23 protein-coding genes are annotated in these 22,979 nt (G+C 73.1%); 5 read left to right on the forward strand and 18 right to left on the reverse strand.

The features are described 5' to 3' along the window. Positions 1-345: 345 nt before the first annotated feature. On the forward strand, positions 346-1,125 hold the full coding sequence (locus ACFXDE_RS10510; RefSeq protein ID WP_380492831.1) for a VOC family protein: 780 nt from the start codon (positions 346-348) through the stop codon (positions 1,123-1,125). A gap of 64 nt (positions 1,126-1,189) precedes the next feature. On the opposite strand, the gene hisF is transcribed toward ACFXDE_RS10510, so the two are convergent. From hisF to hisD, 8 genes are all read right to left on the reverse strand, one after another. Then, positions 1,190-1,960 (reverse strand): imidazole glycerol phosphate synthase subunit HisF, encoded by a 771-nt coding sequence (gene hisF / locus ACFXDE_RS10515; RefSeq protein WP_380440548.1) that lies wholly within the window; start codon positions 1,958-1,960, stop codon positions 1,190-1,192. Next, positions 1,957-2,397 (reverse strand): RidA family protein, encoded by a 441-nt coding sequence (locus ACFXDE_RS10520; protein ID WP_380440550.1) that lies wholly within the window; start codon positions 2,395-2,397, stop codon positions 1,957-1,959. The genes hisF and ACFXDE_RS10520 overlap by 4 nt, the downstream gene beginning before the upstream one ends. A gap of 73 nt (positions 2,398-2,470) precedes the next feature. Beyond that, positions 2,471-3,196: a bifunctional 1-(5-phosphoribosyl)-5-((5-phosphoribosylamino)methylideneamino)imidazole-4-carboxamide isomerase/phosphoribosylanthranilate isomerase PriA gene (gene priA, locus ACFXDE_RS10525; RefSeq protein ID WP_380492882.1), complete on the reverse strand. Its 726-nt coding sequence runs from the start codon at positions 3,194-3,196 to the stop codon at positions 2,471-2,473. A gap of 17 nt (positions 3,197-3,213) precedes the next feature. After that, positions 3,214-3,849: an imidazole glycerol phosphate synthase subunit HisH gene (gene hisH / locus ACFXDE_RS10530; RefSeq protein WP_380492834.1), complete on the reverse strand. Its 636-nt coding sequence runs from the start codon at positions 3,847-3,849 to the stop codon at positions 3,214-3,216. 34 nt (positions 3,850-3,883) lie between these two features. Then, complete coding sequence (locus ACFXDE_RS10535) at positions 3,884-4,036, reverse strand: hypothetical protein (RefSeq protein WP_329928313.1); 153 nt, start codon at positions 4,034-4,036, stop codon at positions 3,884-3,886. Continuing rightward, positions 4,033-4,626 carry an imidazoleglycerol-phosphate dehydratase HisB gene (hisB, locus tag ACFXDE_RS10540; RefSeq protein WP_359963098.1) on the reverse strand — a complete coding sequence of 198 codons (594 nt, stop codon included), beginning with the start codon at positions 4,624-4,626 and terminating at the stop codon, positions 4,033-4,035. Before hisB ends, ACFXDE_RS10535 begins: the two co-directional genes overlap by 4 nt. Before the next feature lie 6 nt (positions 4,627-4,632). Beyond that, positions 4,633-5,742: a histidinol-phosphate transaminase gene (locus ACFXDE_RS10545; protein ID WP_380492837.1), complete on the reverse strand. Its 1,110-nt coding sequence runs from the start codon at positions 5,740-5,742 to the stop codon at positions 4,633-4,635. Beyond that, positions 5,739-7,046: a histidinol dehydrogenase gene (hisD, locus tag ACFXDE_RS10550; protein ID WP_380492839.1), complete on the reverse strand. Its 1,308-nt coding sequence runs from the start codon at positions 7,044-7,046 to the stop codon at positions 5,739-5,741. The genes ACFXDE_RS10545 and hisD overlap by 4 nt, the downstream gene beginning before the upstream one ends. A gap of 91 nt (positions 7,047-7,137) precedes the next feature. Here hisD and ACFXDE_RS10555 point away from each other — a divergent pair, with 91 nt between their 5' ends. The 3 genes from ACFXDE_RS10555 to ybaK all read left to right on the forward strand — a co-directional run bounded on the left by ACFXDE_RS10555 (position 7,138) and on the right by ybaK (position 10,059). After that, entirely contained in the window at positions 7,138-8,715 is a 1,578-nt protein-coding gene (locus ACFXDE_RS10555) for an oxidoreductase (protein ID WP_380440558.1), read from the forward strand. Between the two features lie 85 nt (positions 8,716-8,800). Further along, a complete protein-coding gene (locus tag ACFXDE_RS10560; RefSeq protein ID WP_380492841.1) occupies positions 8,801-9,529 on the forward strand; it encodes an LON peptidase substrate-binding domain-containing protein in 729 nt (242 codons plus the stop codon). Between the two features lie 35 nt (positions 9,530-9,564). Then, positions 9,565-10,059: a Cys-tRNA(Pro) deacylase gene (ybaK, locus tag ACFXDE_RS10565; RefSeq protein ID WP_380492843.1), complete on the forward strand. Its 495-nt coding sequence runs from the start codon at positions 9,565-9,567 to the stop codon at positions 10,057-10,059. An 18-nt stretch (positions 10,060-10,077) separates the two neighbouring features. On the opposite strand, the gene ACFXDE_RS10570 is transcribed toward ybaK, so the two are convergent. From ACFXDE_RS10570 to ACFXDE_RS10595, 6 genes are all read right to left on the reverse strand, one after another. Beyond that, positions 10,078-10,887 carry a hypothetical protein gene (locus tag ACFXDE_RS10570; protein ID WP_380492845.1) on the reverse strand — a complete coding sequence of 270 codons (810 nt, stop codon included), beginning with the start codon at positions 10,885-10,887 and terminating at the stop codon, positions 10,078-10,080. 64 nt (positions 10,888-10,951) lie between these two features. Continuing rightward, entirely contained in the window at positions 10,952-11,764 is an 813-nt protein-coding gene (locus ACFXDE_RS10575; protein WP_380440566.1) for an ABC transporter permease, read from the reverse strand. Next, positions 11,761-12,762, reverse strand: coding sequence for an ABC transporter ATP-binding protein (locus tag ACFXDE_RS10580; RefSeq protein ID WP_380440568.1), 1,002 nt, complete (start codon positions 12,760-12,762; stop codon positions 11,761-11,763). The genes ACFXDE_RS10575 and ACFXDE_RS10580 overlap by 4 nt, the downstream gene beginning before the upstream one ends. Positions 12,763-12,867: 105 nt before the next feature. After that, entirely contained in the window at positions 12,868-14,115 is a 1,248-nt protein-coding gene (locus ACFXDE_RS10585; protein WP_380440570.1) for an NYN domain-containing protein, read from the reverse strand. A 293-nt stretch (positions 14,116-14,408) separates the two neighbouring features. Further along, complete coding sequence (locus tag ACFXDE_RS10590; RefSeq protein WP_380492848.1) at positions 14,409-15,437, reverse strand: aspartate-semialdehyde dehydrogenase; 1,029 nt, start codon at positions 15,435-15,437, stop codon at positions 14,409-14,411. A 113-nt stretch (positions 15,438-15,550) separates the two neighbouring features. Continuing rightward, entirely contained in the window at positions 15,551-16,441 is an 891-nt protein-coding gene (locus ACFXDE_RS10595; protein WP_380492850.1) for a dihydrodipicolinate synthase family protein, read from the reverse strand. 72 nt (positions 16,442-16,513) lie between these two features. Between ACFXDE_RS10595 and ACFXDE_RS10600 the strand changes: the two genes are divergently transcribed. Continuing rightward, positions 16,514-17,401: a LysR substrate-binding domain-containing protein gene (locus ACFXDE_RS10600; RefSeq protein ID WP_380492852.1), complete on the forward strand. Its 888-nt coding sequence runs from the start codon at positions 16,514-16,516 to the stop codon at positions 17,399-17,401. A 155-nt stretch (positions 17,402-17,556) separates the two neighbouring features. Here ACFXDE_RS10600 and dnaE read toward each other — a convergent pair whose 3' ends face one another. The 4 genes from dnaE to ACFXDE_RS10620 all read right to left on the reverse strand — a co-directional run bounded on the left by dnaE (position 17,557) and on the right by ACFXDE_RS10620 (position 22,973). Next, positions 17,557-21,090 (reverse strand): DNA polymerase III subunit alpha, encoded by a 3,534-nt coding sequence (gene dnaE, locus ACFXDE_RS10605; protein WP_380440578.1) that lies wholly within the window; start codon positions 21,088-21,090, stop codon positions 17,557-17,559. A 134-nt stretch (positions 21,091-21,224) separates the two neighbouring features. Next, entirely contained in the window at positions 21,225-21,959 is a 735-nt protein-coding gene (locus ACFXDE_RS10610; RefSeq protein ID WP_380492854.1) for a hypothetical protein, read from the reverse strand. Further along, entirely contained in the window at positions 21,952-22,359 is a 408-nt protein-coding gene (locus tag ACFXDE_RS10615) for a DUF3052 domain-containing protein (RefSeq protein WP_380492856.1), read from the reverse strand. Before ACFXDE_RS10615 ends, ACFXDE_RS10610 begins: the two co-directional genes overlap by 8 nt. After that, on the reverse strand, positions 22,347-22,973 hold the full coding sequence (locus ACFXDE_RS10620) for a dienelactone hydrolase family protein (RefSeq protein ID WP_380492858.1): 627 nt from the start codon (positions 22,971-22,973) through the stop codon (positions 22,347-22,349). The genes ACFXDE_RS10615 and ACFXDE_RS10620 overlap by 13 nt, the downstream gene beginning before the upstream one ends. Positions 22,974-22,979: the final 6 nt, after the last annotated feature.

Genomic DNA, 22,979 nt, shown 5'->3' on the forward strand with positions numbered 1-22,979 from the left:
CCTCCGAAAACGACTCCACGCCTCCGAGAACGCTATCAACCCCCTCAACACCCACCAGAAACCCGTGCCCCCACCCGCCCCCGCGCACCCGCGCGACGACGACACCCGGCCGCCCGTCCGGAACCGGCCGACCACGTGCGGGAAGTCGACCGCGCCGACTTCCCGCGCACGGGCCTCGGCATCGCCGGGGATGCCCCGTTCGAGGGACCGGCCCGATCCGCCCCATCCCGTCCCGGCTGCGATTGTCAGTGGCCCGGTGCAGACTCTCAGGTGGCCGGGGAGGGGGCGTGCGCGCGCCTGTCGGAAACCGCTCCGGTCAGTTCTCCGTCGAAGGGGCACCACCTCATGCTCACCACCGACTTCCCCGCCGGTTCGCCCTGCTGGATCGACCTGGGCAGCCCGGACATCCCCGCCACCGCCGAGTTCTACGCGAAGGTCTTCGGCTGGACGTTCCAGTCGGGCGGCCCGGAGACGGGCGGCTACGGTTTCCTCCAGCTGGACGGCAGGACCGTCGGCGCCGTCGGCCCGCTCGACGAGGGCGACCAGTCCACCTGGACGACGTACTTCCGCACCCCCGACGTGGACGCCGCCGTCAAGACCGCCGAGCAGGCCGGCGGCACGGTGCTCGTCCCGCCGATGGACGTCATGGGCGAGGGCCGCTTCGCCCAGGTCACCGACCCGCAGGGTGCCCGGTTCGCGCTGTGGGAGGCCGGCAACACCAAGGGCCTGGACGCCGTCTCGACCGACAGGACCATGTGCTGGTCCGAACTGCACACCTCCGACCAGGACGCCGGCTTCGCGTTCTACGAGACCCTGTTCGGCTGGCGGGTGGAGAACTTCGAGCCGTCCCCGGGCATGAGCTACCGGGTGATCTCGACCGCCGAGGGCGACCAGCAGGAGACGAGCTTCGGCGGCATCGCCCCGGTGATGGACGCGGCCCAGCCGTCCGCCTGGACGCCGTACTTCGCCGCCGACGACGTGGACGCGCTGATCGCCAAGGCGACGGCGGCCGGCGGCACGGTGCTGATGCCCGCCGCGGACGTGGAGAACGTCGGCCGGATCGCCTGGCTCGCGGACCCGAACGGCGCCCCCTTCGCGCTGATCAAGGGCGAGCCCCGGCAGTAGCGGCACAGCGAGCAGGGCCCGCCACCAGGGACGGTGGCGGGCCCTGCTCGACGCGCAGAACGCGTCACCGCACCGGGTGCCCGGCCTCCCGCAGCGCGTTCTTGACCTCGCCGATCCGCAGGTCCCCGAAGTGGAAGACGCTCGCCGCGAGCACCGCGTCCGCGCCCGCCTCGACGGCCGGGGCGAAGTCGGCGAGCTTGCCGGCGCCGCCGGAGGCGATCACCGGCACGGAGACGGCCTTGCGCACGGCCCGGATCAGGTCCAGGTCGTAGCCGTCCTTGGTGCCGTCGGCGTCCATCGAGTTGAGCAGGATCTCGCCCGCGCCCAACTCGGCCGCGCGGCCCGCCCATTCGACCGCGTCGAGGCCGGTGCCGCGGCGCCCGCCGTGCGTGGTGACCTCGAAGCCGGACTCGGTCTCGGTGCCGGGAGGGCAGCGCCGGGCGTCGACCGACAGCACCAGCACCTGCCGCCCGAACCGCTGGGCGATCTCCCGCACGAGCTCCGGCCGGGCGATGGCCGCGGTGTTGACGCCCACCTTGTCCGCGCCGGCCCGCAGCAGCTTGTCGACGTCCTCGACGGCGCGGATGCCGCCGCCGACGGTGAGCGGGATGAACACCTGCTCGGCGGTGCGGCGGACCACGTCGTAGGTGGTCTCGCGGTCGCCGGAGGAGGCGGTGATGTCGAGGAAGGTGAGCTCGTCGGCGCCCTCGGCGTCGTAGAGCTTGGCCATCTCGACCGGGTCGCCGGCGTCGCGCAGGTTCTGGAAGTTGACGCCCTTGACCACCCGCCCGGCGTCGACGTCCAGGCAGGGGATGACACGTACTGCAAGGGTCACGGCTGATTGCCTTCCGGGGCTTCCAGGGTCTTTGCCAGCCCGGTGCGGTACGCGTCGATCTCGACCTCGACCATCATCCGGGAGTCGATCAGGCCCTCGACCACCACCATGGTGGCCACCGGGCGGGCGGCGTCGAAGAGCTGACGGTGGGCGCGGCCCACCTCCTCGGCGTCGCGGACGTGGGTGATGTACATCCGGGTGCGGACGACGTCGTCCGCCGTCAGACCGTACGCGGCCAGGGCCGTGAGCCCGACGCCGAACGCGGCGAGCGTCTGCCCGTACGGGTCGCCCTCGTGCTCGATCCGGCCGTCCACCCAGGCGGTGGAGCCGGCCACGTGCACGTGGTCGCCCGCGACGACCGCGCGCGAGTAGCCGAACTCGTCCTCCCAGGGGGAGAATCCGGCGACCCGGCCGCGTACGATCCGACGTTCCGTCATCCTGTAACCGTCTCTTCCGTCATCGGCGACGTCGGCCTCACCTCGGCCCGACGCCGGCCCGACATCGGCGGCATCAGCCCGAAACCGCCGCCAGGGCCTCTTCGAGGGTGAACTTCTGCTCGTACAGTGCCTTGCCCACGATGGCGCCCTCGACACCCTCGCCGACGAGGCCGGCGATGGCGCGCAGGTCGTCCAGCGAGGAGACGCCGCCGGAGGCGACGACCGGGCGGTCGGTGGCCGCGCAGACGTCGCTCAGCAGCTGGAGGTTGGGGCCGGTGAGGGTGCCGTCGCGGTTGACGTCGGTGACGACGTAGCGGGCGCAGCCCTCCTGGTTCAGGCGGTCCAGGACGTCGAAGAGCTGCCCGCCGTCGCGGGTCCAGCCGCGGCCGCGCAGGGTGGTGCCGACGACGTCGAGGCCGACGGCGATCTTGTCGCCGTGCTCGGCGATGGCCTTGGCGACCCACTCGGGGGCCTCCAGGGCGGCGGTGCCGAGGTTGACGCGGGTGCAGCCGGTGGCGAGGGCGCGGGCGAGCGACTCGTCGTCGCGGATGCCGCCGGACAGCTCGACCTTGATGTCCAGCCGGCCGGTGACCTCGCGCAGCAGCTCGTAGTTGCCCCCGGTCCCGAAGGCGGCGTCCAGGTCGACCAGGTGCAGCCACTCGGCGCCGGCGTTCTGCCAGGCGAGCGCGGCGGCGAGCGGCTCGCCGAAGGAGGTCTCGGTGCCGGAGGCGCCCTTGACCAGACGGACGGCCTGGCCGTCCCGGACATCGACGGCAGGCAGCAGCTCAAGGCTCATCAGTAACAACTCTCAGACGGTCAGAGGGTGTTGACCCAGTTGGTCAGCAGGGCGGCGCCGGCGTCGCCGGACTTCTCGGGGTGGAACTGGGTGGCCCACAGCGGCCCGTTCTCGACGGCCGCGACGAACGGCTGCCCGTGGGTGGCCCAGGTGACGAGCGGGGCGTGGATGCGCGCGCTGTGCGCCTCCAGCTCCCAGTGCCGCACGCCGTAGGAGTGCACGAAGTAGAAGCGGGTCTGCGGGTCGAGGCCGGCGAACATCCGGCTGCCCTCGGGCACGTCCACGGTGTTCCAGCCCATGTGCGGGACGACCGGGGCGTCCAGCGGCTCGACGGTGCCCGGCCACTCGTCGCAGCCGGCCGTCTCCACGCCGTGCTCGACCCCCTTCTCGAAGAGGATCTGCATGCCGACGCAGATGCCCATGACCGGGCGGCCCCCGGCGAGCCGGCGGCCGATGATCCACTCGCCGCGGACCGACCTGAGGCCGCGCATGCACGCCTCGAAGGCGCCGACGCCGGGAACGAGCAGGCCGTCCGCGGCCATCGCCGTGTCGAAGTCGGAGGTCACGGTGACGTTCGCGCCGGTGCGCTCCAGGGCCCGCTGCGCGGAGCGCAGGTTGCCCGATCCGTAGTCGAGGACGACGACGTTCTTGCCCATGTTCAGGTGTCCAGTCTCTCTGCGTACGCGCGCACTACAGGCGCATGGCGCCGGCGGCCAGGCACATCACGGAGCCGATCGCGAGCACCAGGATGACGCCCTTCGGCAGCTTCTGCTTCCAGAACGAGATCACCCCGCCGGCCAGGAAGAGGCCGACGAAGAGGAGAGCCACGGCGGTCTTGCTCACAGTGCACCCTTGGTCGAGGGGAGGATGCCGGCCGCGCGCGGGTCGCGCTCGGAGGCGTAGCGCAGGGCCCGTGCGAGCGCCTTGAACTGGCACTCGACGATGTGGTGCGCGTTGCGACCGTACGGCACGTGGACGTGGAGGGCTATCTGCGCCTGGGCCACGAAGGACTCCAGGATGTGCCGGGTCATCGTGGTGTCGTAGCTGCCGATCATCGGCGCCATGTGCTCCGGCTCGGTGTGCACCAGGTAGGGGCGGCCGGAGAGGTCGACGGTCACCTGGGCGAGCGATTCGTCCAGCGGCACCGTGCAGTTGCCGAAGCGGTAGATGCCGACCTTGTCGCCGAGCGCCTGCTTGAAGGCGGCGCCGAGCGCGAGGGCGGTGTCCTCGATGGTGTGGTGGGTGTCGATGTGCAGGTCGCCGTCGGTCTTGACGGTGAGGTCGAACAGACCGTGGCGGCCGAGCTGGTCGAGCATGTGGTCGTAGAACCCGACGCCCGTGGAGATGTCGGTCTTGCCGGTGCCGTCGAGGTCGATCTCGACCAGGACCGAGGTCTCCTTGGTGGTGCGCTCAACGCGTCCGATGCGGGACATACGGGGTTACAGCTCCTTGATCACGGTGCGAACGGCGTCCAGGAAGGCGTCGTTCTCGGCCGGCGTGCCGGCGGTGACGCGAAGCCACCCCGGGACGCCGTTGTCACGGACCAGGACGCCCTGGTCGAGGATGGCCTGCCAGACGGCGTGGGTGTCGGCGAAGCGGCCGAACTGGACGAAGTTGGCGTCCGAGTCGGTCACCTCCAGGCCGAGCCCGCGCAGCGAGTCCACCAGGCGGTCGCGCTCCTCCTTGAGTCGCCCGACGTACCCGAGCAGGGTGTCGGTGTGCTCCAGGCAGGCCAGCGCGGTGGCCTGGGTCACGGCCGACAGGTGGTAGGGCAGGCGGACCAGCTGGACCGCGTCCACCACGGCCGCGTCGGCGGCCAGGTAGCCGAGGCGCAGGCCGGCCGCGCCGAAGGCCTTGGACATGGTGCGGGTGACCACCAGGTTGGGGCGGCCCTCGATGAGCGGCAGCAGCGAGGCGCGGTGCGAGAACTCGACGTAGGCCTCGTCGACGACGACCAGACTGGGCCGGGCCGCCTGGGCGGCCTCGTACAGGCGCAGCACGACGTCGGCGGCCACCGCGGTGCCCGTGGGGTTGTTCGGCGAGCAGACGAAGACCACGTCGGGCCTGTGCTCGGCGATCGTGGCGACGGCCGCGTCCACGTCGATGGTGAAGTCGTCGTTGCGCGGGCCGGAGATCCACTCGGTGCCGGTGCCCCGGGAGATGAGGGCGTGCATCGAGTAGGACGGCTCGAAGCCGAGCGCGCGGCGGCCGGGGCCGCCGAAGGTCTGGAGGAGCTGCTGGAGCACCTCGTTGGAGCCGTTGGCGGCCCAGACCTGCTCGCGGGCCACCGGGAAGCCGGTGGTGCGGCTCAGGTAGGCCGCGAGCCCCTCGCGCAGCTCGACCGCGTCGCGGTCGGGGTAGCGGTTGAGCCCCCGGGCGGCCTCGGCGACCCGCTCGGCGATCCGGGCGACCAGTTCCTCGGGCAGCGGGTACGGGTTCTCGTTGGTGTTGAGCTGTACCGGCACGTCCAACTGCGGCGCGCCGTACGGGGACTGGCCCCGCAGCTCGTCCCGGATGGGAAGGTCGTCAATGCGAGTGGTGCGCGTCACGAGCCGGGAACCGTCCAATCGAACCGAGCCTTGATGGCGTCGCCGTGCCCCGGCAGGTCTTCCGCGTCGGCGAGGTTGACGACGTGCGCGGCGATGTCCGCGAGCGCGTCCCGGTCGTACTCGACGACCTGGACGCCGCGCAGGAAGGTCTGCACCGACAGGCCGGACGAGTGGCAGGCGCAGCCGCCGGTGGGCAGGACGTGGTTGGAGCCGGCCGCGTAGTCGCCCAGCGAGACGGGCGTCCAGCGGCCGATGAAGATCGCGCCCGCGTTGCGGACCTTCGCGGCCACCGCGTGCGCGTCCCGGGTCTGGATCTCCAGGTGCTCGGCGGCGTAGGCGTTGACGACGGTCAGGCCCTGCTCCAGGTCGTCGACCAGGATGATGCCGGACTGCCGGCCGCCGAGCGCCTCGGCGACGCGCTCGCCGTGCTTGGTCCGCGCGACCTGCACGGCCAGCTCGGCCTCGACCGCGTCGGCCAGCGCCGGCGAGTCGGTGACCAGCACCGAGCCGGAGGTCGGGCCGTGCTCGGCCTGGCTGATCAGGTCGGCGGCGACGTCGGACGGCAGCGCGCTGTCGTCGGCGAGGACGGCGATCTCGGTCGGGCCGGCCTCGGAGTCGATGCCGATCCGTCCGGCGAAGTAGCGCTTGGCGGCGGCGACGTAGATGTTGCCCGGGCCGGTGACCATGTTCACCGGCGCGCACTCCTCGGTGCCGAGCGCGAACATCGCGACCGCCTGGGCGCCGCCGACGGAGTACACCTCGTCCACGCCGAGCAGCGCGCAGGCCGCCAGGATCGTCGGGTGCACGCGCCCCCCGAACTCCTTCTGCGGCGGCGACGTGACGGCGATGCCCCGGACGCCCGCCTCCTGGGCCGGCACGACGTTCATCACGACGGACGACGGGTACACCGCCAGCCCGCCCGGCACGTACAGCCCGACCCGGTCCACCGGCACCCAGCGCTGGGTGACGGTGCCGCCCGGCACCACCTGCGTGGTGTGCCCGGTGCGGCGCTGGTCCGCGTGCACGGCCCGGGCGCGGCGGATCGACTCCTCCAGCGCGGCGCGCACCTTCGGGTCCAGCGTCTCCAGGGCCTCGGTGAGCTGCTCGGCCGGGACACGGGTCGACTCCAGCCGGACGCCGTCGAAGCGCTCGGTGATCTCGATCAGCGCCGCGACCCCGCGATGGTGCACGTCCTCGGCGATCGGCCGCACCTTCTCCAGGGCGGCCGCCACGTCGAACTCGGCACGGGGCAGCAGGTCACGCGGGTCGTCCAGCGAGCCGCGGAGGTCGATTCGAGAGATCACGCCACCCAGTGTAAGGAGTGGCCGAAACCACTGGTCCCGCATTTCACTCCGTGATACGAAAGGCGAGACGACCGGGGGGACGGGGGAAAGCATGGCGGAGCGCGCGCCGGAGGACTGGACCGACACGGAAAAGGAACTCTGGGAAGCCTTCCGCCAGGGGGACGTCTTCGACCGCCGGGCCCGGAAATCTGCCGAGGACGACCCCTACGGCGACGCCGAATGGGGCTCCGAGCGCACCGTCCGCGCCGAGGTCCTGGCCCGCCTGCTGCTGGCCGGCCCCACCGCCGCCCCGGGCCGGGTCTCCTCCCTGCGGATGAACGGCGTCAACGTCACCGGCGCGCTCAACCTCGCCGGCGGCCGGATCAACCAGTACGTCGAGCTGTACGGCTGCCGCTTCGAGCACAAGGTCCTGATGTCCGAGGCCGAGGCCAGCACCGTCCGGATGGTCGACTGCCTGATACCCCGCCTGGAGGCCTCCCGGCTGGCCACCACCGGCGACCTCCACCTCGCGCGCTGCCGCATACCGGAGGGCGTCCGGCTCACCGACGCCAAGATCGGCACCGACCTGCTGCTCAACGTGACCCGCCTCGGCTCCGACCGCTACGGGCGCGCGCTCTCCGCCGACGGCATGACCGTCCACCAGGACTTCGAGGCCGACCGGATCGAGGTCCACGGCGAGCTCAGCCTGCGCACCGCCCGCATCGGCGGCCGGCTCTCGCTGCGCGGCGCCCAGCTCCACGCCGTCCCGGACAACCGGATCTGCCTCAACGCCGTCCGGATCACCGTCGGCCACACCGCCTACCTCACCAGCTCCGCCGACGGCGGCTGGTTCGGCTCCCGCGGCTACTACGGCTCCGGCTACGGCCAGACCGCGCCGGCCGGCGCCCCCAGCACCCCGTTCCGCGCCCACGGCCAGGTGCGGCTGTCCGACGCCCGCTTCGACGGCGCCTGCCTGATCTCGGGCGAGTTCCACCTGGACGGCGACGACGAGCTCTCGCTGCGCCGCATCCACACCCCCGAACTGCGCTTCACCTGCCGCATGCGGCCCACCGGCCCGGTCTCGCTCTCCCGCGCCCGGGTCGGCAACCTCGTCGACACCCCGGACGCCTGGCCGCTCGGCAAGCACCTCGGCCTCACCGGCTTCACCTACGAGGTCTTGCGCCCGGCCGCGCCGTTCACCGTCCAGCAGCGCATCGCCTGGCTGGAGGGCTCCACCGTCGACTTCCAGCCCGAGTCCTACGAGCAGCTCGCCGCGGCCATGCGCCGCGACGGCGCCGACGACGACGCCCGCGAGGTGCTCTACGCCAAGCAGCGCCGCCGCCGCGAGACGCTCCCGCTGCCCGCCCGGATCTGGGGCACCGTCCAGGACGTCAGCGTCGGCTACGGCTTCCGCCCCGGCCGCGCCGCCCTGTGGCTGCTCCTCGCCTGGGCCCTCGGCAGCGTGTTCTTCGCCACCCACCCGCTCAACCCGCTGAAGGCCGACGAGCGCCCGAACTGGAACCCGGTGCTGTACACGCTCAACCAGCTCCTGCCGATCGTCGACCTCAACCAGGGCGCGTGGAACCCCGGCGGCCTCGCCCAGTGGGTCTCCGCCGGCCTCGTCGTGGTCGGCTGGCTGCTCGCCACCACCGTCGTCGCGGGCGCCACGCGGATGCTCCAGCGCGGGTGAGCCGGACTCCGGCGCAGGCGACCGCGACGAACCCCGTGACAAACCCCGCGACAAGGCCGGGGCCCGGGGAACTACGCTGTCGGCCGTGACAGAACGGCTGCCGCTCTTCCCGCTGAACACCGTGCTCTACCCGGGCCTCGTGCTGCCCCTGAACGTCTTCGAGGAGCGCTACCGCCGTCTCGTCGCCGACCTGCTCGAACAGCCGGAGGACGAGCCGCGCCGCTTCGGCGTGCTCGCGATCAAGGACGGCCGCGAGGTCGCCCCGGTCCGCCCCGACGAGGGCCCGGCGGGCCCGCTGGACGGCCTCGGCACGTTCACCGGGGACGCCCTGGAGGCGATCCACCGCGTCGGCTGCGTCGCCGACGTCGCCTCCGTCCAGGACCAGCCCGACGGCCGGTACGAGCTCCTGGTCACCGGCACCACCCGGTTCCTGCTGCGCGACGTGGACGCCTCCGGTCCGTACCTGACCGGTGAGATCGAGCCGATCGAGGAGCGGCCCGGCGAGGGCTCCGGCGCCCTCGCCGCCGAGGTCGAGCGGGCGTTCCGCGCCTACCAGAAGCGGCTGGCCGGCGCCCGCGAGGCCAGCACCGTCGGCCACCAGGAGCTCCCCGACGACCCGCAGGTGCTCTCCTACCTGGTCGCCGCCGCCTCGGTGTTCGAGACGCCGGTCAAGCAGCGGCTGCTGGCCTGCCCCGACACCGCCCAGCGGCTGCGCACCGAACTCGACCTGCTGCGCCGCGAGACGGCCGTGCTCAGCTGGCTGCCGTCGCTGCCCGCGGTGGACCTGACCCGCCAGTCGTTCAGCCCCAACTGACCTCCGCCGAACCCCGTGTGACCCGAGGAGCTCCCGTGGCCAGGAAGCCGAAGAAGGGCGGCCAGGGCACCCCGGCCACCGTCGCCCTGGAGACCGCCGACGTCCCGTTCACCGTGCACTCCTACGAGCACGACCCGGCCGCCGCCTCCTACGGCGGCGAGGCCGCCGAGGCCATGGGCGTCCCCGCCGAGCGGGTCTTCAAGACCCTGGTCGCCGACGTGGACGGCGTCCTGACCGTCGGTGTGGTCCCGGTCGCCGGCCGGCTCGACCTCAAGGCGCTGGCCGCCGCCGTGGGCGGCAAGCGCGCCGCCATGGCCGACCCGGCCGCCGCCGAACGCAGCAGCGGCTACGTCCGCGGCGGCATCTCCCCGCTGGGCCAGCGCCGCCCGCTGCGGACGGTCGTCGACGAGGGCGCGATGACGCACCCGACGATCTACGTGTCGGCGGGCCGCAGGGGCCTGGAAGTGGAACTGGCCCCGACCGACCTGATCACCCTGACCAGGGCGACGACCGCCCCCATCGCCCGCTGAGGCGGCCTGGAAGAGCCGCTACCCGAGACCCGGCCGCCGGCCGTCGGCCCCGCCCTGCTCCCCCGCCGGCCCGTCCTTCGCGTCCGGCCCCGCGTGCCCGTCCAGCCCGGCCTGCCCGACCGGCCCCTCCAGCGGAGGCTGCCCGTACGGCCCCGCCCAGTACGGCGGCGGGTCCTCCTCGCGCTTGCCGAACGCCGCCGACAGCAGGAGCAGCAGCACCATCGCCGCCATCGGCCAGGCCAGCAGGGCGCCGTGCGCCCCCAGGTCGATGTCCGCGTAGAAGCGTCCCCCGTTGCCGACCCGCCGGGCCTCCCCGATCAGGTCGTGGCTGGGCCCGAACGACCGCCCGAGCCGCCAGGCGCCGAGCGAGCCGAGCAGCCCGCCGACGGCCAGCCCCACCGCGACCGAGATGCCCCCGCCGCGGCGGCGCGTGACGAGGAAGGCCCCGAGCGCCGTGACGATCCCCATGCCGAGCCCGACGAGCACGAACACCGCGTCGGCCCCGGCGCGCTGCTCGCCCTCGGGGTCGGCGTACAGGATCCGGTCCCCGTCGACGACCAGCGGCACCTTGGGCGCCAGCCAGGCCCACAGCCCGGCCATGGCGAGCCCGAGGACCGCGCACACGACCACCGTCGCGGCACCGATCCGCAGCTCCGACATCAGCCGGTCCACCGGCGAGCTCTCGGCCTTGGAGACGCCCCCGATCCCCTCCGGGAGCGGCGGCAGCCCGGCGACGTCGTGGGTCTGCGGCGGCGCGAACGGGTTGGCGTCCGGCACCGCGGGCACGTCGTCGCGGGTGGGATCCGGAGGTGTGTTCGGTACGGTCACGGACCCCATCGTTTCACGATCGCGCCCCGGAGGGACCGCCGCCCGGTTGCCGCGGCCGTGCGCCCTACCGGGAGACGGCCCGCCGGTACGCCCAGGTGGCGATCGCCAGCGACACGACGCCCACCCCCGCGCAGACCGCGAGGTCACCCGCGACCAGCGCCCAGTCCGGGTCGGCCGTGAACGTACGGGCGAAGGCCTCCACGCCGTACGTGGACGGCAGCAGGTCGCGCAGCCACAGCACCGGCTGCGGCAGGTGGTCCACCGGCAGGACGCCGAGCAGCAGCGCCGCGGACATCCCGAGCTGCCCGAGCATGGTGGCGATCTCCTGTCGCGGCGCGAGCAGCCCGCAGGCCGCGCCGAGCCCGGACAGCGCGGCCCCGGCGAGCGGCACCACCGCGAGCAGCACCCACAGCTGGCCGAGCGGCAGCCCGAACATGACCGCGCCCACCGCCGCCGTCACCACCGTGCCGGGCAGCGTGAACGACGCGTACGCCCCGGCCGCGCCCAGCACCACGGAGGCCGCCGGCACCGGCAGCGTCGCGTAGTGGTCGAGGCCGCCGGTGGCCCGCAGCTTCCCGAAGTACTGCGCGAGCAGGTTGAGCGCGACGAACGCCACCACCAGCACGCTGGACCCGGCGACCACCGACCGCGCGGCCGAGTTCTGCCCGGGGTCCACGACGCCCCGCATCATCACGAGGATGCCGAGGGACTGGAACGTCGCCACGAACAGCAGCGGGATCCGCGCCACCCGGGCGCGGGCGAGCTGTGCCCGGTAGACGGCCGCGAGCGCGGGCAGCAGCCGCGCCGCGGGGGCGAGCGGGGCGGGCGCGGGGCCCGGGTCGGCGGCGGTCCGGGGCGGCACCGAGAGCAGCGTCACTTGGCCAGTCCTCCGTGGCGGCCGCCCAGCTTGAGGTAGGCGTCCTCAAGGCTCGGCGTGGCGAGGGTGAAGTCGTCGAGGGCGGCGAAGGCCGGGCCGGTGGTGACGGCGGCGACGAGTTCGCGGGCCTGCTCGGGGCTGGTGCGCACGGTCCAGCGGCGGCCGGTGCGCTCGGCCCGTTCGGCGAGCTCGGCGACGGCCGGCACCCCGACCGGGGCCTCGTCCCGCCACACCAGGTCGAGCCGGACGTCGCCGTCCACGAGGGCCTTGAGCCCGCCCGGCGTGTCGCAGGCGATGACCCGTCCCTCGTCGACCACGGCGACCCGGTCGAGGACGGTCTCCGCCTCGATGACGTTGTGGGTGACGAGCAGCACGGTGGTACCGCGCTCGGCCCGGCGCCGGTCGACGGCGGCCCAGACGGCGCGGCGGGCGACGGGGTCCATCCCGGTGGTGGGCTCGTCGAGCACCAGCAGCGGCCGCTCCCCCACCAGCGCGGCGCCGAAGCACGCGAGGCGGCGCTGCCCGCCGGAGAGCTTGGCGAGCGGCCGGCCGGCGATCGGCTCCAGCCCCAGTTCGGTCAGCACCTCGCCGGCCTCGGCCCGGGCCTGCGCCCGGCTGAGCCCGCGCAGCCGTCCGGTGGTCTCGGCGGCGAGCGCGACGGTCAGTTCGTCGAGGGCGGTGGACTCCTGCCCGAGGTACCCGAGCAGGCGGGCGGCCAGCTCGGGGTGGCGCACGACGTCGTGCCCGAAGAGTTCGATCGAGCCGGAGTCGGGGCGCAGCAGCCCGCAGAGCTGGCGCACGAGGGTGGACTTGCCGGCGCCGTTGGGCCCGAGCAGCCCGAAGATCTCACCCGTCCGGACGGTCAGCGTGATCCCGTCGTTGGCCCGGATGCCGGTGGCCGCGGAGCCGCGTCCGGCGCGGTAGGTCTTCACCAGGTCGCGGACGGCGCAGCACGGCAGGCCGCCCCTGGGTGCTCGCCCTGCCGCCGTCTCGTTCACGACGGACGACTTTACGCGCTCACACGGGCGAACCGGACAACGGGGCCCGTCGGGCCTGCCTGCGGACTCCCGCCCGCCGTGCGACGCCCGGGACCGGCCGCGCCCTCAGTCGTCGACGACCATCGACCCGCCCGGCACCCGGGACGCGAGCTCCTTCCAGAACCCGGCCCGGATCGCGTACCTGTCGTGCTCGTCGATCTGGTCGTCCTTGTGCGCGAGCAGCCCGAACCGGGCCGCGTAGCGCAGGAGTTCGCCGTCGACGCGGTGCGGGATGCGCGGGTAGTCGGGCCACAGCACGGTGAGCCGCTCGACGTCGCCGAGGCGCTCGCTCCAGCGGCGGGCGAAGACCTGCCCGACCTCGTGGGCGTCGCCGCCGATGGAGGTGATGTCCTCCTCGCGGTCGGCCCAGCGCTGTTCGGCGGTGGTGAGCTGGGCGAGCGTCGGCAGGCTGTCGCCGGCGGTGACGGCGGGCTCGGGGGCGGGCCGGTCGACCCAGCCGCGGTCGGAGGACCAGCGCAGCACCGGGCCGGTGTGGGCGGCGCTGCCGTTCGCGGTGGCAACGGGCGCGGCGGCGGTGCGCCCGGCGAGGTCCTTGGGGGTGGGCACGACCTTGAGCGCGGTGGCCGGCTGCGGCCGCCCGTTGGTGGCGGCGGGGGCGACGGGCGCGGGCGCGCCGGCGGCCGGGCGGACCGGTACGGGCCCGGTGGGCGGCACGGCGGCCGGGGGTGCGGCGGGCGGTGCGGCGAGGATCTTGGCGATCTCCTGCCGGGGGCCCTGGCCGGGGGCGGGGAAGACGTTCGCGGTCTCGCGGAGGCTGAACGAGTTCTCGATCCACTCGCGGTCGAGGACCCGCCGTTCGTCCGCCTCGCCGACGAGGTCCTCGGACTGGTTGAAGTCGCCGTCGGCGGCCTGGAGGGCCCACAGGTGGACGACGACGCCGTGCTCCTTGGCGGACATCATGCCGGGCAGGAGGTCCCCGTCGCCGGTGATCAGCACGACGTCGGCGCAGGCCCGGTTGCGGGCGAGCTCGGAGAGCTCCGCGTGCATGGCGGCGTCCACGCCCTTCTGCACCCAGCGGCCCTCCGCGCGGGTGAGGGCGCCAAGCCGGACGGTCACCCGGGGCAGGACCCGCAGCCGCCGGTGTTCGGGCATCGGGCGCCGGTCGGGGGCGGCGTCGAACCAGTAGATCCGCAGCAGTGGGAGCCCGGTCTCGGCCTCGGCGCGTTCGCGCAGCGCGGTGATCAGCGCGGTGTGGTCGACGGTGACCCGGGAGCGGGACGGGTCGCCGGCGAGCAGGCTGGCGGCGGCGCCCAGCAGGTATCCGGCATCCACCAGAACGACACAGCGATCCATCGCGCACCTCTTTCCGCTCGCCCTCGGGTCAGGCCAGGTGGGCGCGGTCCGCCCGGGGAACGGACGCGGTGGGTGAGGGGGCTTCCGCGACCGCCCGATCGTTGGCTCACCTTTTCCCCATGGTTCGCGCGCCGAACCCCGGGGGACGTCGCGGTCGCGCAACGGCCCTCCCAATGGAAAGCAAAGGCGGGCCCCGTTCAACGACGGGGCCCGCCAAACGTCACGCGGGCTGCGCTTTCGGGGTCCCGGCCCTACGGCTCGCAGGCGTCCCGGCCCTTCGGCTCGCCCGGGTCTCAGCCCTTCAGCTCGGCGGCGACCAGCTCGGCCAGCTGGACGGCGTTGAGCGCGGCGCCCTTGCGCAGGTTGTCGTTGGAGACGAACAGCGACAGCCCGTGCTCCACCGTCTCGTCGGCCCGGATGCGGCCGACGTAGCTCGGGTCCCGACCGGCGGCCTGGAGCGGGGTGGGGATGTCGGACAGCTCGACACCCGGGGCGGCGGCGAGCAGCTCGGCGGCCCGCTCGGGGCTGATCGGACGCTCGAAGCGGGCGTTGATCTGCAGCGAGTGGCCGGAGAAGACCGGGACGCGCACGCAGGTGCCGGCCACCTTGAGCTCGGGGATGCCGAGGATCTTGCGGCTCTCGTGGCGGAGCTTCTGCTCCTCGTCGGTCTCGTTGGAGCCGTCGTCGACGATGGAGCCGGCGAGCGGCACCACGTTGAACGCGATCGGCCGCTGGTAGACCTTGGGCTCGGGGAACTCGACGGCCGAGCCGTCGTGGGCGAGCGCCGAGGCGCCGTCGACGACCTTGGCGGCCTGGTCCTGCAGCTCGGCCACGCCGGCCACGCCGCTGCCGGACACGGCCTGGTAGGTGGAGACGACGAGGGCGGCGAGCCCGGCCTCCTCGTGCAGCGGGCGCAACACGGGCATGGCGGCCATGGTGGTGCAGTTCGGGTTGGCGATGATGCCCTTGGGCCGGTCGGCGACGGCCTCCGGGTTGACCTCGGAGACGACCAGCGGGACCTCGGGGTCGCGGCGCCAGGCGGAGGAGTTGTCGATGACGACCGCGCCGGCCGCGGCGACCTTGGGGGCGAGGGCCTTGGAGGTGCTGCCGCCGGCCGAGAAGATCACGATGTCCAGGCCGCTGTAGTCGGCCGTGGCCGCGTCCTCGACGGTGACCTCGGTGCTCTGCCACGGCAGCGTGCGGCCGGCCGAGCGGGCCGAGGCGAACAGCCGCAGCTGCTCCACCGGAAAGTTGCGCTCCGCCAGGATCTCGCGGACCACGCCGCCGACCTGGCCGGTGGCCCCGACAATACCGATCTTCATTCCGACTGACTCCTCTGCATGGTGCTTTCACAGCCGCACTCTGCCCATCATGCCTTGTCACGCGGCGAGGGCGACCCGGTATTCCACGGTGTGAGAGAGGGCTGGGGCCCGGTCTAGTGGTCCAGACCACTCGCGAGAGCGAGCGCCGCGTCCACCTGCGCCCGCCCGGCCGGCAGCAGCGGCAGCCGCACGTCCGGGGTGGGGATCCGGCCCTGCGCGTGCAGGACGCCCTTCACCACGGTCGGGTTCGGCTCGGCGAAGACGGCCAGCGCCAGCCCGGTCAGGCGGTGCCCGAGCGCGCGGGCGCGCTCCACGTCCCCGGCCCGCCAGGCCTCGGCCAGCTCGACGAAGCGGCCGGTCGCCAGGTGGGCGGCGGCGAGGATGCCGCCGGCCGCGCCGAGGGCCAGCATCGACGACACGAAGGCGTCCTCCCCGGAGAGCACCGCGAACCCCTCGGGACCGGCGGCGAGCAGCTCGACCGCCGCCTGGTCCAGCCCGCCGGTCGCGTACTTGACGCCCACCACGCCGTCCAGCGCGGCGAGTTCGCGCAGCGCGGCGGCCGACAGCTGCTGTCCGGTCCGGTACGGGATGTGGTAGACGACCAGCGGCAGCGGGCTCGCCTCCGCGAGCGCCCGGAAGTGCGCCACCGTCCCCGCCTCGCCCGGCCGCAGGAACGCCGGGACGGTGACGAGCGCGGCCGCGGCCCGCGGCACCCGGGCTCCGAGCTCGGCCAGCGCCTCCGCCGTGGCCCGGGTGTCGCCGCCGTGCGCGCCGACGATCAGCTGCGCGCCGCGCGCGGCACACACGGCGGCGCACGCGTCGATCACCGCCCGCCGCTCCTCGGCGCTCAGCGCGGCGGGCTCGCCGGTCGTACCGAGGGCGACCAGCCCGGCCGCACCAGCGTCGAGCACCTCGTGCGCGATCTTCTCCAGGGCGTCCAGCGCGACGGAGCCGTCGGCGGCGAAGGGAGTGATCAGGGGGACGTAGATACCCGCGAGTTCCATGCGACCGATCCTGCGCCGCGCCGATCACCCAGGTCCAGTTCACATTTCCGACGCTTCTCGTAAGCTGAGCCGATGCTCGACGTCCGACGCCTGCGCCTGCTGCGCGAACTGGCCCACCTCGGCACCATCGCCGCCGTCGCCGAGGCGCTCTCCTTCAGCCCTTCGGCGGTGTCCCAGCAGCTGTCCGTCCTGGAGAAGGAGGCCGGCGTCCCGCTGCTGGAGCGCACCGGCCGCCGGGTCGCCCTCACCCCGGCCGCACTGGGCCTGGTCCGGCACGCCGAGGCGGTGCTGGCCCGGCTGGAGCAGGCGGACGCCGAACTCGCCCACGCCCGCCGGGGCCTGGCCGGACCGCTGCGGATCGGCACCTACCCCTCGGCGGCCCGCGCGATCATCCCGGCCGTCCTCGCCGAACTGGCCGGCTGGCACCCGGGCCTGGAGCCGATGGTCACCGAGGTCGACCCGGCGGGCGTCGGCGCGGCGCTGCGCGCGGGCGAGCTCGACGTCGCCCTGGTCCACGAGTACGACCTCGTCCCGGCCGACGCCGAGCCCGGCCTCGCGGTGACCCGCCCGGTGTTCACCGAGCCGATGTACCTGGCCGCGCGTGCCCCGGGCACGGTGGCCGAGCAGCGCTCCGCGCCCTGGATCCTGGCCCCGCGCGGCACGCTCTGCCACAGCATGGCCGTGCGCGCCTGCGAGGCCGCCGGCTTCGCGCCGCGGGTCCGGCACCAGATCGACGACTTCACGACCGTCCTGGCCCTGGTCGCCGCCGGCCAGGGCGTCGCCCTCGTCCCCCACCTGGGCACCGCCGCGCCCCCGCCCGGCGTCGTCCTCACCCGCCTGCCCATGTACCGCCGCACCCGCGCCGCCTTCCGGGCCGGCGCCGGCTCCCACCCGGCGATCTCCGCCTTCGTCTCGGCCCTCCACACCTCGGTCCCCCCGGGCCTCGGCGGCACCGTCTGAGGATCCCGGCCTTCAACTCCCCCTCAATCCCACGCTCCCTCTACCCCCTTCAATCCCCGCGCCCCGAAAGGGGCGCGGGGAACTGCGCGACCAGCCAGGCAACTCCCGTCACCCGCAGGCCCACAGCTCCCCGCTCCCCGCTCCCCGAAGTGCTCTCAGCCCGCCAGACAGCTCGGCCCGAGCAGCTGCTTCAGGTCCCCGAACAACGCCGGATCCGACTTCACCCGGTGCCGGTCGAGCCGCAGCACCGTCGTCGACCGAGCGCCCTCCAGGCGCAACCGCACCTCCGTCGTCCCCCGGTGGCTGCTCAGCACCTCACCGAGCCGGGCCACCAGCGGCGGCGTCACCTTCACGCTCGGGATGTTGATGACGATCGGCGCCTCGGCGTGCGCGTTGGACAGGTCGGGGACGGCCAGCTCCATCCCCATCAGCCGCGGCACGTCCTCCCGCTTGTCCAGCTTGCCGCGCACGAACACCACGGCGTCCTCGACGAGTTGGGAGGAGACCAGCTGGTAGCTCGCCGGGAAGAACATGCAGTCGATCGAGCCGGCCAGGTCCTCGACGGTGGCGATCGCCCACGCGTTGCCCTGCTTGGTCATCTTCCGCTGGAGGCCCGAGATGATGCCGCCGATGGTGACGATCGTCCCGTCCGGCCGCTCCGCGAGGTCCGCCACCGCGCAGTCCGCCTTGTCCGCGAGCACGTGCTCGATGCCGTGCAGCGGGTGCGAGGAGACGTACAGGCCGAGCATCTCCCGTTCCTGGGTGAGCAGGAAGGCCTTGTCCCACTCCTCGTCGGAGAAGGTGACGTCCAGTCCGAAGCTCGGCTCGTCCGCGGTCGCGTCGCCGCCGAAGAGGTCGAACTGCCCCTCGGCCTCCTTGCGCTTGACCCCGACGACGTTGTCGATCATCGGCTCGAACTGCGCGCTGAGGCCCTTGCGGGTGTGCCCGAGCGAGTCGAACGAGCCCGCCTTGATCAGTGATTCGACGGTCCGCTTGTTGCAGACCACCGACTCCACCTTGTCCAGGAAGTCCGGGAAGGAGACGAACTTCCCCTTCGCCTTCCTGGTGCGGATCATCGAGTCGACCACCGGCCCGCCGACGTTGCGGATGGCGGTCAGCCCGAACCGGACGGTGTCGCTGCCGTGCGGCGTGAAGTCCGAGTCCGACTCGTTGACGTCCGGCGGCAGCACCTGGATGCCCATCTTGCGGCACTCGTTCAGGTAGACGGCGGACTTGTCCTTGTCGTCCTTCACCGAGGTCAGCAGGCCGGACATGTACTCGGCCGGGTAGTTGGCCTTCAGGTAGGCCGTCCAGTACGAGACGAGCCCGTACCCGGCGGTGTGCGCTTTGTTGAACGCGTAGCCGGAGAAGGGGACGAGGACGTCCCACACCGCCTGGATGGCCGCGTCGGAGTAGCCGCGCTCGCGACAGCCCTTCTGGAAGGGGACGAACTCCGCCTCCAGGATCTCCTTCTTCTTCTTGCCCATCGCACGGCGCAGCAGGTCTGCCTGGCCGAGCGAGTACCCGGCGAGGATCTGCGCGGCCTTCTGCACCTGCTCCTGGTAGACGATCAGGCCGTACGTCGGCCGGAGCACCTCCTCCAGGGGCTTCTCCAGCTCCGGGTGGATCGGGGTGATCTCCTGCTGCCCGTTCTTGCGGAGCGCGTAGTTCGTGTGGGAGTTGACGCCCATCGGGCCGGGCCGGTACAGCGCGAGAACGGCGGAGATGTCCTCGAAGTTGTCGGGCTTCATCAGGCGCAGCAGCGAGCGCATCGGCCCGCCGTCGAGCTGGAAGACGCCGAGCGTGTCGCCGCGCGCCAGCAGCTCGTAGGTCGGCTTGTCGTCGAGCGGCAGCTTGAGCAGCTCGATCTTCTCGCCCTTGTTCTTCTCGATCGCCTTGACGGCGTCGTCCATGATCGTCAGGTTGCGCAGGCCGAGGAAGTCCATCTTCAGAAGGCCGAGGCCCTCGCAGGTGGGGTAGTCGAACTGCGTGATGGTGACGCCGTCGGTGTGCCGGGTCCAGACCGGGATGTGGTCGGTCAGCGGCTCGGCGGACATGATGACGCCGGCCGCGTGCACGCCGGGCTGGCGGATCAGGCCCTCGATGCCGCGCGCGGTGTCGATGACCTTCTTCACGTCCGGGTCGGTCTCGTACAGGCCGCGGATCTCGCCGGCCTCGCCGTAGCGCGGGTGGCTCGAATCGGTGATCCCCGACAGCGGGATGCCCTTGCCCATGACGTCCGGCGGCATCGCCTTGGTGATCCGGTCGCCCATCGCGTACGGGTAGCCGAGGACGCGCGAGGAGTCCTTGATGGCGGCCTTCGCCTTGATGGTGCCGTACGTGACGATCATGGCGACCTTGTCGGATCCCCACTTCTCGGTCACGTAGCGGATGACGTCACCGCGCCGGCGCTCGTCGAAGTCGATGTCGACGTCGGGCATGGAGATGCGCTCGGGGTTGAGGAAGCGCTCGAAGATCAGGCCGTGCGGGATGGGGTCGAGGTCGGTGATGCCCATCGCGTAGGCGACCAGCGAACCGGCCGCCGAACCGCGGCCGGGGCCCACCGCGATGCCCTGGCTCTTGGCCCACATGATGAAGTCGGCGACCACGAGGAAGTACGCCGGGAACCCCATCTGGATGATGGTGTCCATCTCGTACTCGGCGAGCTTCTTGTGCTCCTCGTCGTACCCGCCCGGGAAGCGCCAGTCCATGCCCTCCCAGACCTTGGACTTGAAGAAGTCCGCCTCGGACTCGAAGCCGTCCGGGATCGGGAAGCGCGGCATGAGGTTCTTGAACGTGAACATGCCCTCGGTGTCGACCCGCGAGGCGACCAGGAGCTGGCTGTTGCGGCAGCCCTCCTGCCAGGCGTCCGAGGAGTCCAGGGCGTACATCTCGGCCGCGGACTTGATGTAGTAGCCGGTGCCGTCGAACCGGAAGCGGTCCGGGTCGGAGAGGTTCTTGCCGGTCTGCACGCAGAGCAGGAGGTCGTGCGCGCCGGCGTCGGCCTCGGTGGTGTAGTGGGAGTCGTTGGTGACGACCGGCGGGATGTTCAGCTTCCTGCTGATCTCCAGCAGCCCGTCGCGGACCCGCTTCTCGATGTCCAGGCCGTGGTCCATCAGCTCCAGGAAGTAGTTCTCCTTGCCGAAGATGTCCTGGTAGTCGGCCGCGGACCTGACCGCCTCGTCGAACTGCCCGAGCCGCAGCCGGGTCTGCACCTCGCCGGACGGGCAGCCGGTGGTGGCCATCAGGCCGCCGGACAGCTCGGAGATCAGCTCCTTGTCCATGCGGGGCCACTTCACGAGCCAGCCCTCGGCGTAGGAGCGCGAGGTCAGCTTGAAGAGGTTGTGCAGGCCCTCCTTGTCGCGGGCCCAGATGGTCTTGTGGGTGTAGGCGCCGGACGCGGAGACGTCGTCCTTCTTCTGGTGCGGCTGTCCCCACAGGACGCGCTTGGTGTTGGACCGGGACTCGGGCGCGACGTACGCCTCGATGCCGATCACCGGGGTGATCCCGGCCGCGGTGGCCTGCTTGTGGAACTCGGCGGCGCCGTACATGTTCCCGTGGTCGGTCATCGCGACGTGGGTCTGCCCCAGCCGCTCGACCTCCTTGAACATCTGCTTCAACCGGGCGGCGCCGTCCAGCATCGAGTACTCGGTGTGGACGTGCAGGTGCGCGAACGGCTGATCGCTCAAGGCGGGGCCTCCAGAGGCTCTGGGCTTTGTGGTGGGCCGGCGAACGCGCAGGTCACAGGGGTTCCCTGGAAACAGATGTGGTCCGAACCACCTCCCGGGGTCCGGACCATCCCTCACGCGTTCACGCGTCTACTCTAGCCCGCCCCGCCCCCGCCGAGCCGCACCGCGGCGGCGTCCCGCACGGCCGTCTCCTCCAGCGGATCGTCGCGCAGAGCGACCAGGCGCTCCCCCACCTCGGGCCGTTCCGGAGCGTGTCGGACCCCCAACAGCCTGGCACCGGATTCACAGTCCCAGAGGCTCTCCACGTACGCCTCGTCGAGCCCCGCGGGCGCCACCGCGGCGAGCGCCTCCAGGTACGCCGGCCGCTCGGAGGAGTGCGGCGTCCACAGCCAGAACCGCCGCAGCAGCGACGCCGCCCCGCCCGCCTCCGGCCCGAACCGCGCCAGCCCCCGCGCGAGCGCGGCCGGCCCGCACCAGGTCCGCTCCACCCAGCACCGCTCCAGCTCCTCCAGCAGCACCGGCAGCGGACGGGAATCCTCGCCCCGCCCGTGATCACCGTGCCCGTCCCGCCGGACGGGCCCGCCCGCCGGCAGCTCCAGCACCTCGTCCGCCCACGCGCGGGCGTCCCCCGCCGGCAGCTCGGCCACCGGCCCGAGCGGCAGCGCCAAGTCCCGTACCAGCCGCGCCAGGTAGAGCGCCCGCTCGTCGGCCTGCCGGTCCCAGCGCCACTCCCACCGGAGGCACCCGTACACCAGCCCGGCGGCGGCCGCCGGGTCCTCCGCCGCCATCAGCGCACCCAGCCCGCGCCCCCGCTGCAGGAGCCCCGGCAGCGTCCCCGCCGGCGCGTACTCGTATCTCCGCTCAGTCACGTCCCCTCAGCTCCCGCCGGATCACCAGCCGCAGCCCGGACCACACCTCGTCGATCGCGCACACCTTGTTGTCCACCAGCCCGGTCGGCAGCGCGACCTCCCGCACCCCGTTCTCGTCCAGATCGCTCACCACCCCCGAGGACTTCTTCGGCCACGCCACCCACAGCCCCGCCGCCGGCCGCATCAGCGCCCGCAGGCCGGGCAGCCCGGTCTCGTAGGCGGCGCGCCCGGCCGGGAACCACACGCAGACGTCGAACGATCCGGCGGCTGCCGTGACGCCCTCCGGCAGGTCCGGCACCGCGAAACCCGTCGGCGCGTCCACCAGGAGCAGCTCGTCCCCCGTCCGGATGCCGAGCTTGCGCGCCAGCGGCGTCCCCGCGTACCCGCTCAGTGGTCGCACTCCGCGAGGAAGTCCAGCGCGACGGCCCACGCGCGCTCGGCCGCCTCGGCGTCGTAGTCCGCCAGTTCCGCGTCGGTGAACAGGTGCCCGGCGCCGCGGTAGCGGTGCACCTCGACGTCCGCCCCGGCCTTGCGCATCTGCAGGTACCAGGCGTTCAGCCAGTCCTCGGTCTCGAACGGGTCCGGCTCGGCGACGTGCAGCTGCACCGGGATGTCGGTGGCCGCGTCCTCCCACAGGTCCGACGTGCCGTGCAGGAGCAGCAGGCCGCGCGCCTTCTCGTCGGCCAGCGCCAGGTTCTGCGCGAGCGAGCCGCCGAGCGAGAACCCGGCGTAGACCAGCCCGCCGTCCGCGAGCGGGGCGACCGCGGTCACCGCCCGCCGCAGCAGCTCGTCGCTCCCGCCGAGCTCCTCCTGGTACGCCAGCCCGGCCTCGATGTCGTCGAAGGTCCGCCCGTCGAACAGGTCCGGCGTGTGGACGGTGTGCCCGGCGCCGCGCAGCCGCTCGGCGGCGGCGTGGACGGCGGGGCGCAGCCCGTAGGCGGAGTGGAAGAGGACGATCTGGGCCACGGCGGGGGTCCTTCGGGAGAGGTCGGCTACCCACCCATGATCCCTCATCGCCCC

This window comes from Kitasatospora sp. NPDC059408 (assembly GCF_042751525.1).
Classification (GTDB): domain Bacteria; phylum Actinomycetota; class Actinomycetes; order Streptomycetales; family Streptomycetaceae; genus Kitasatospora.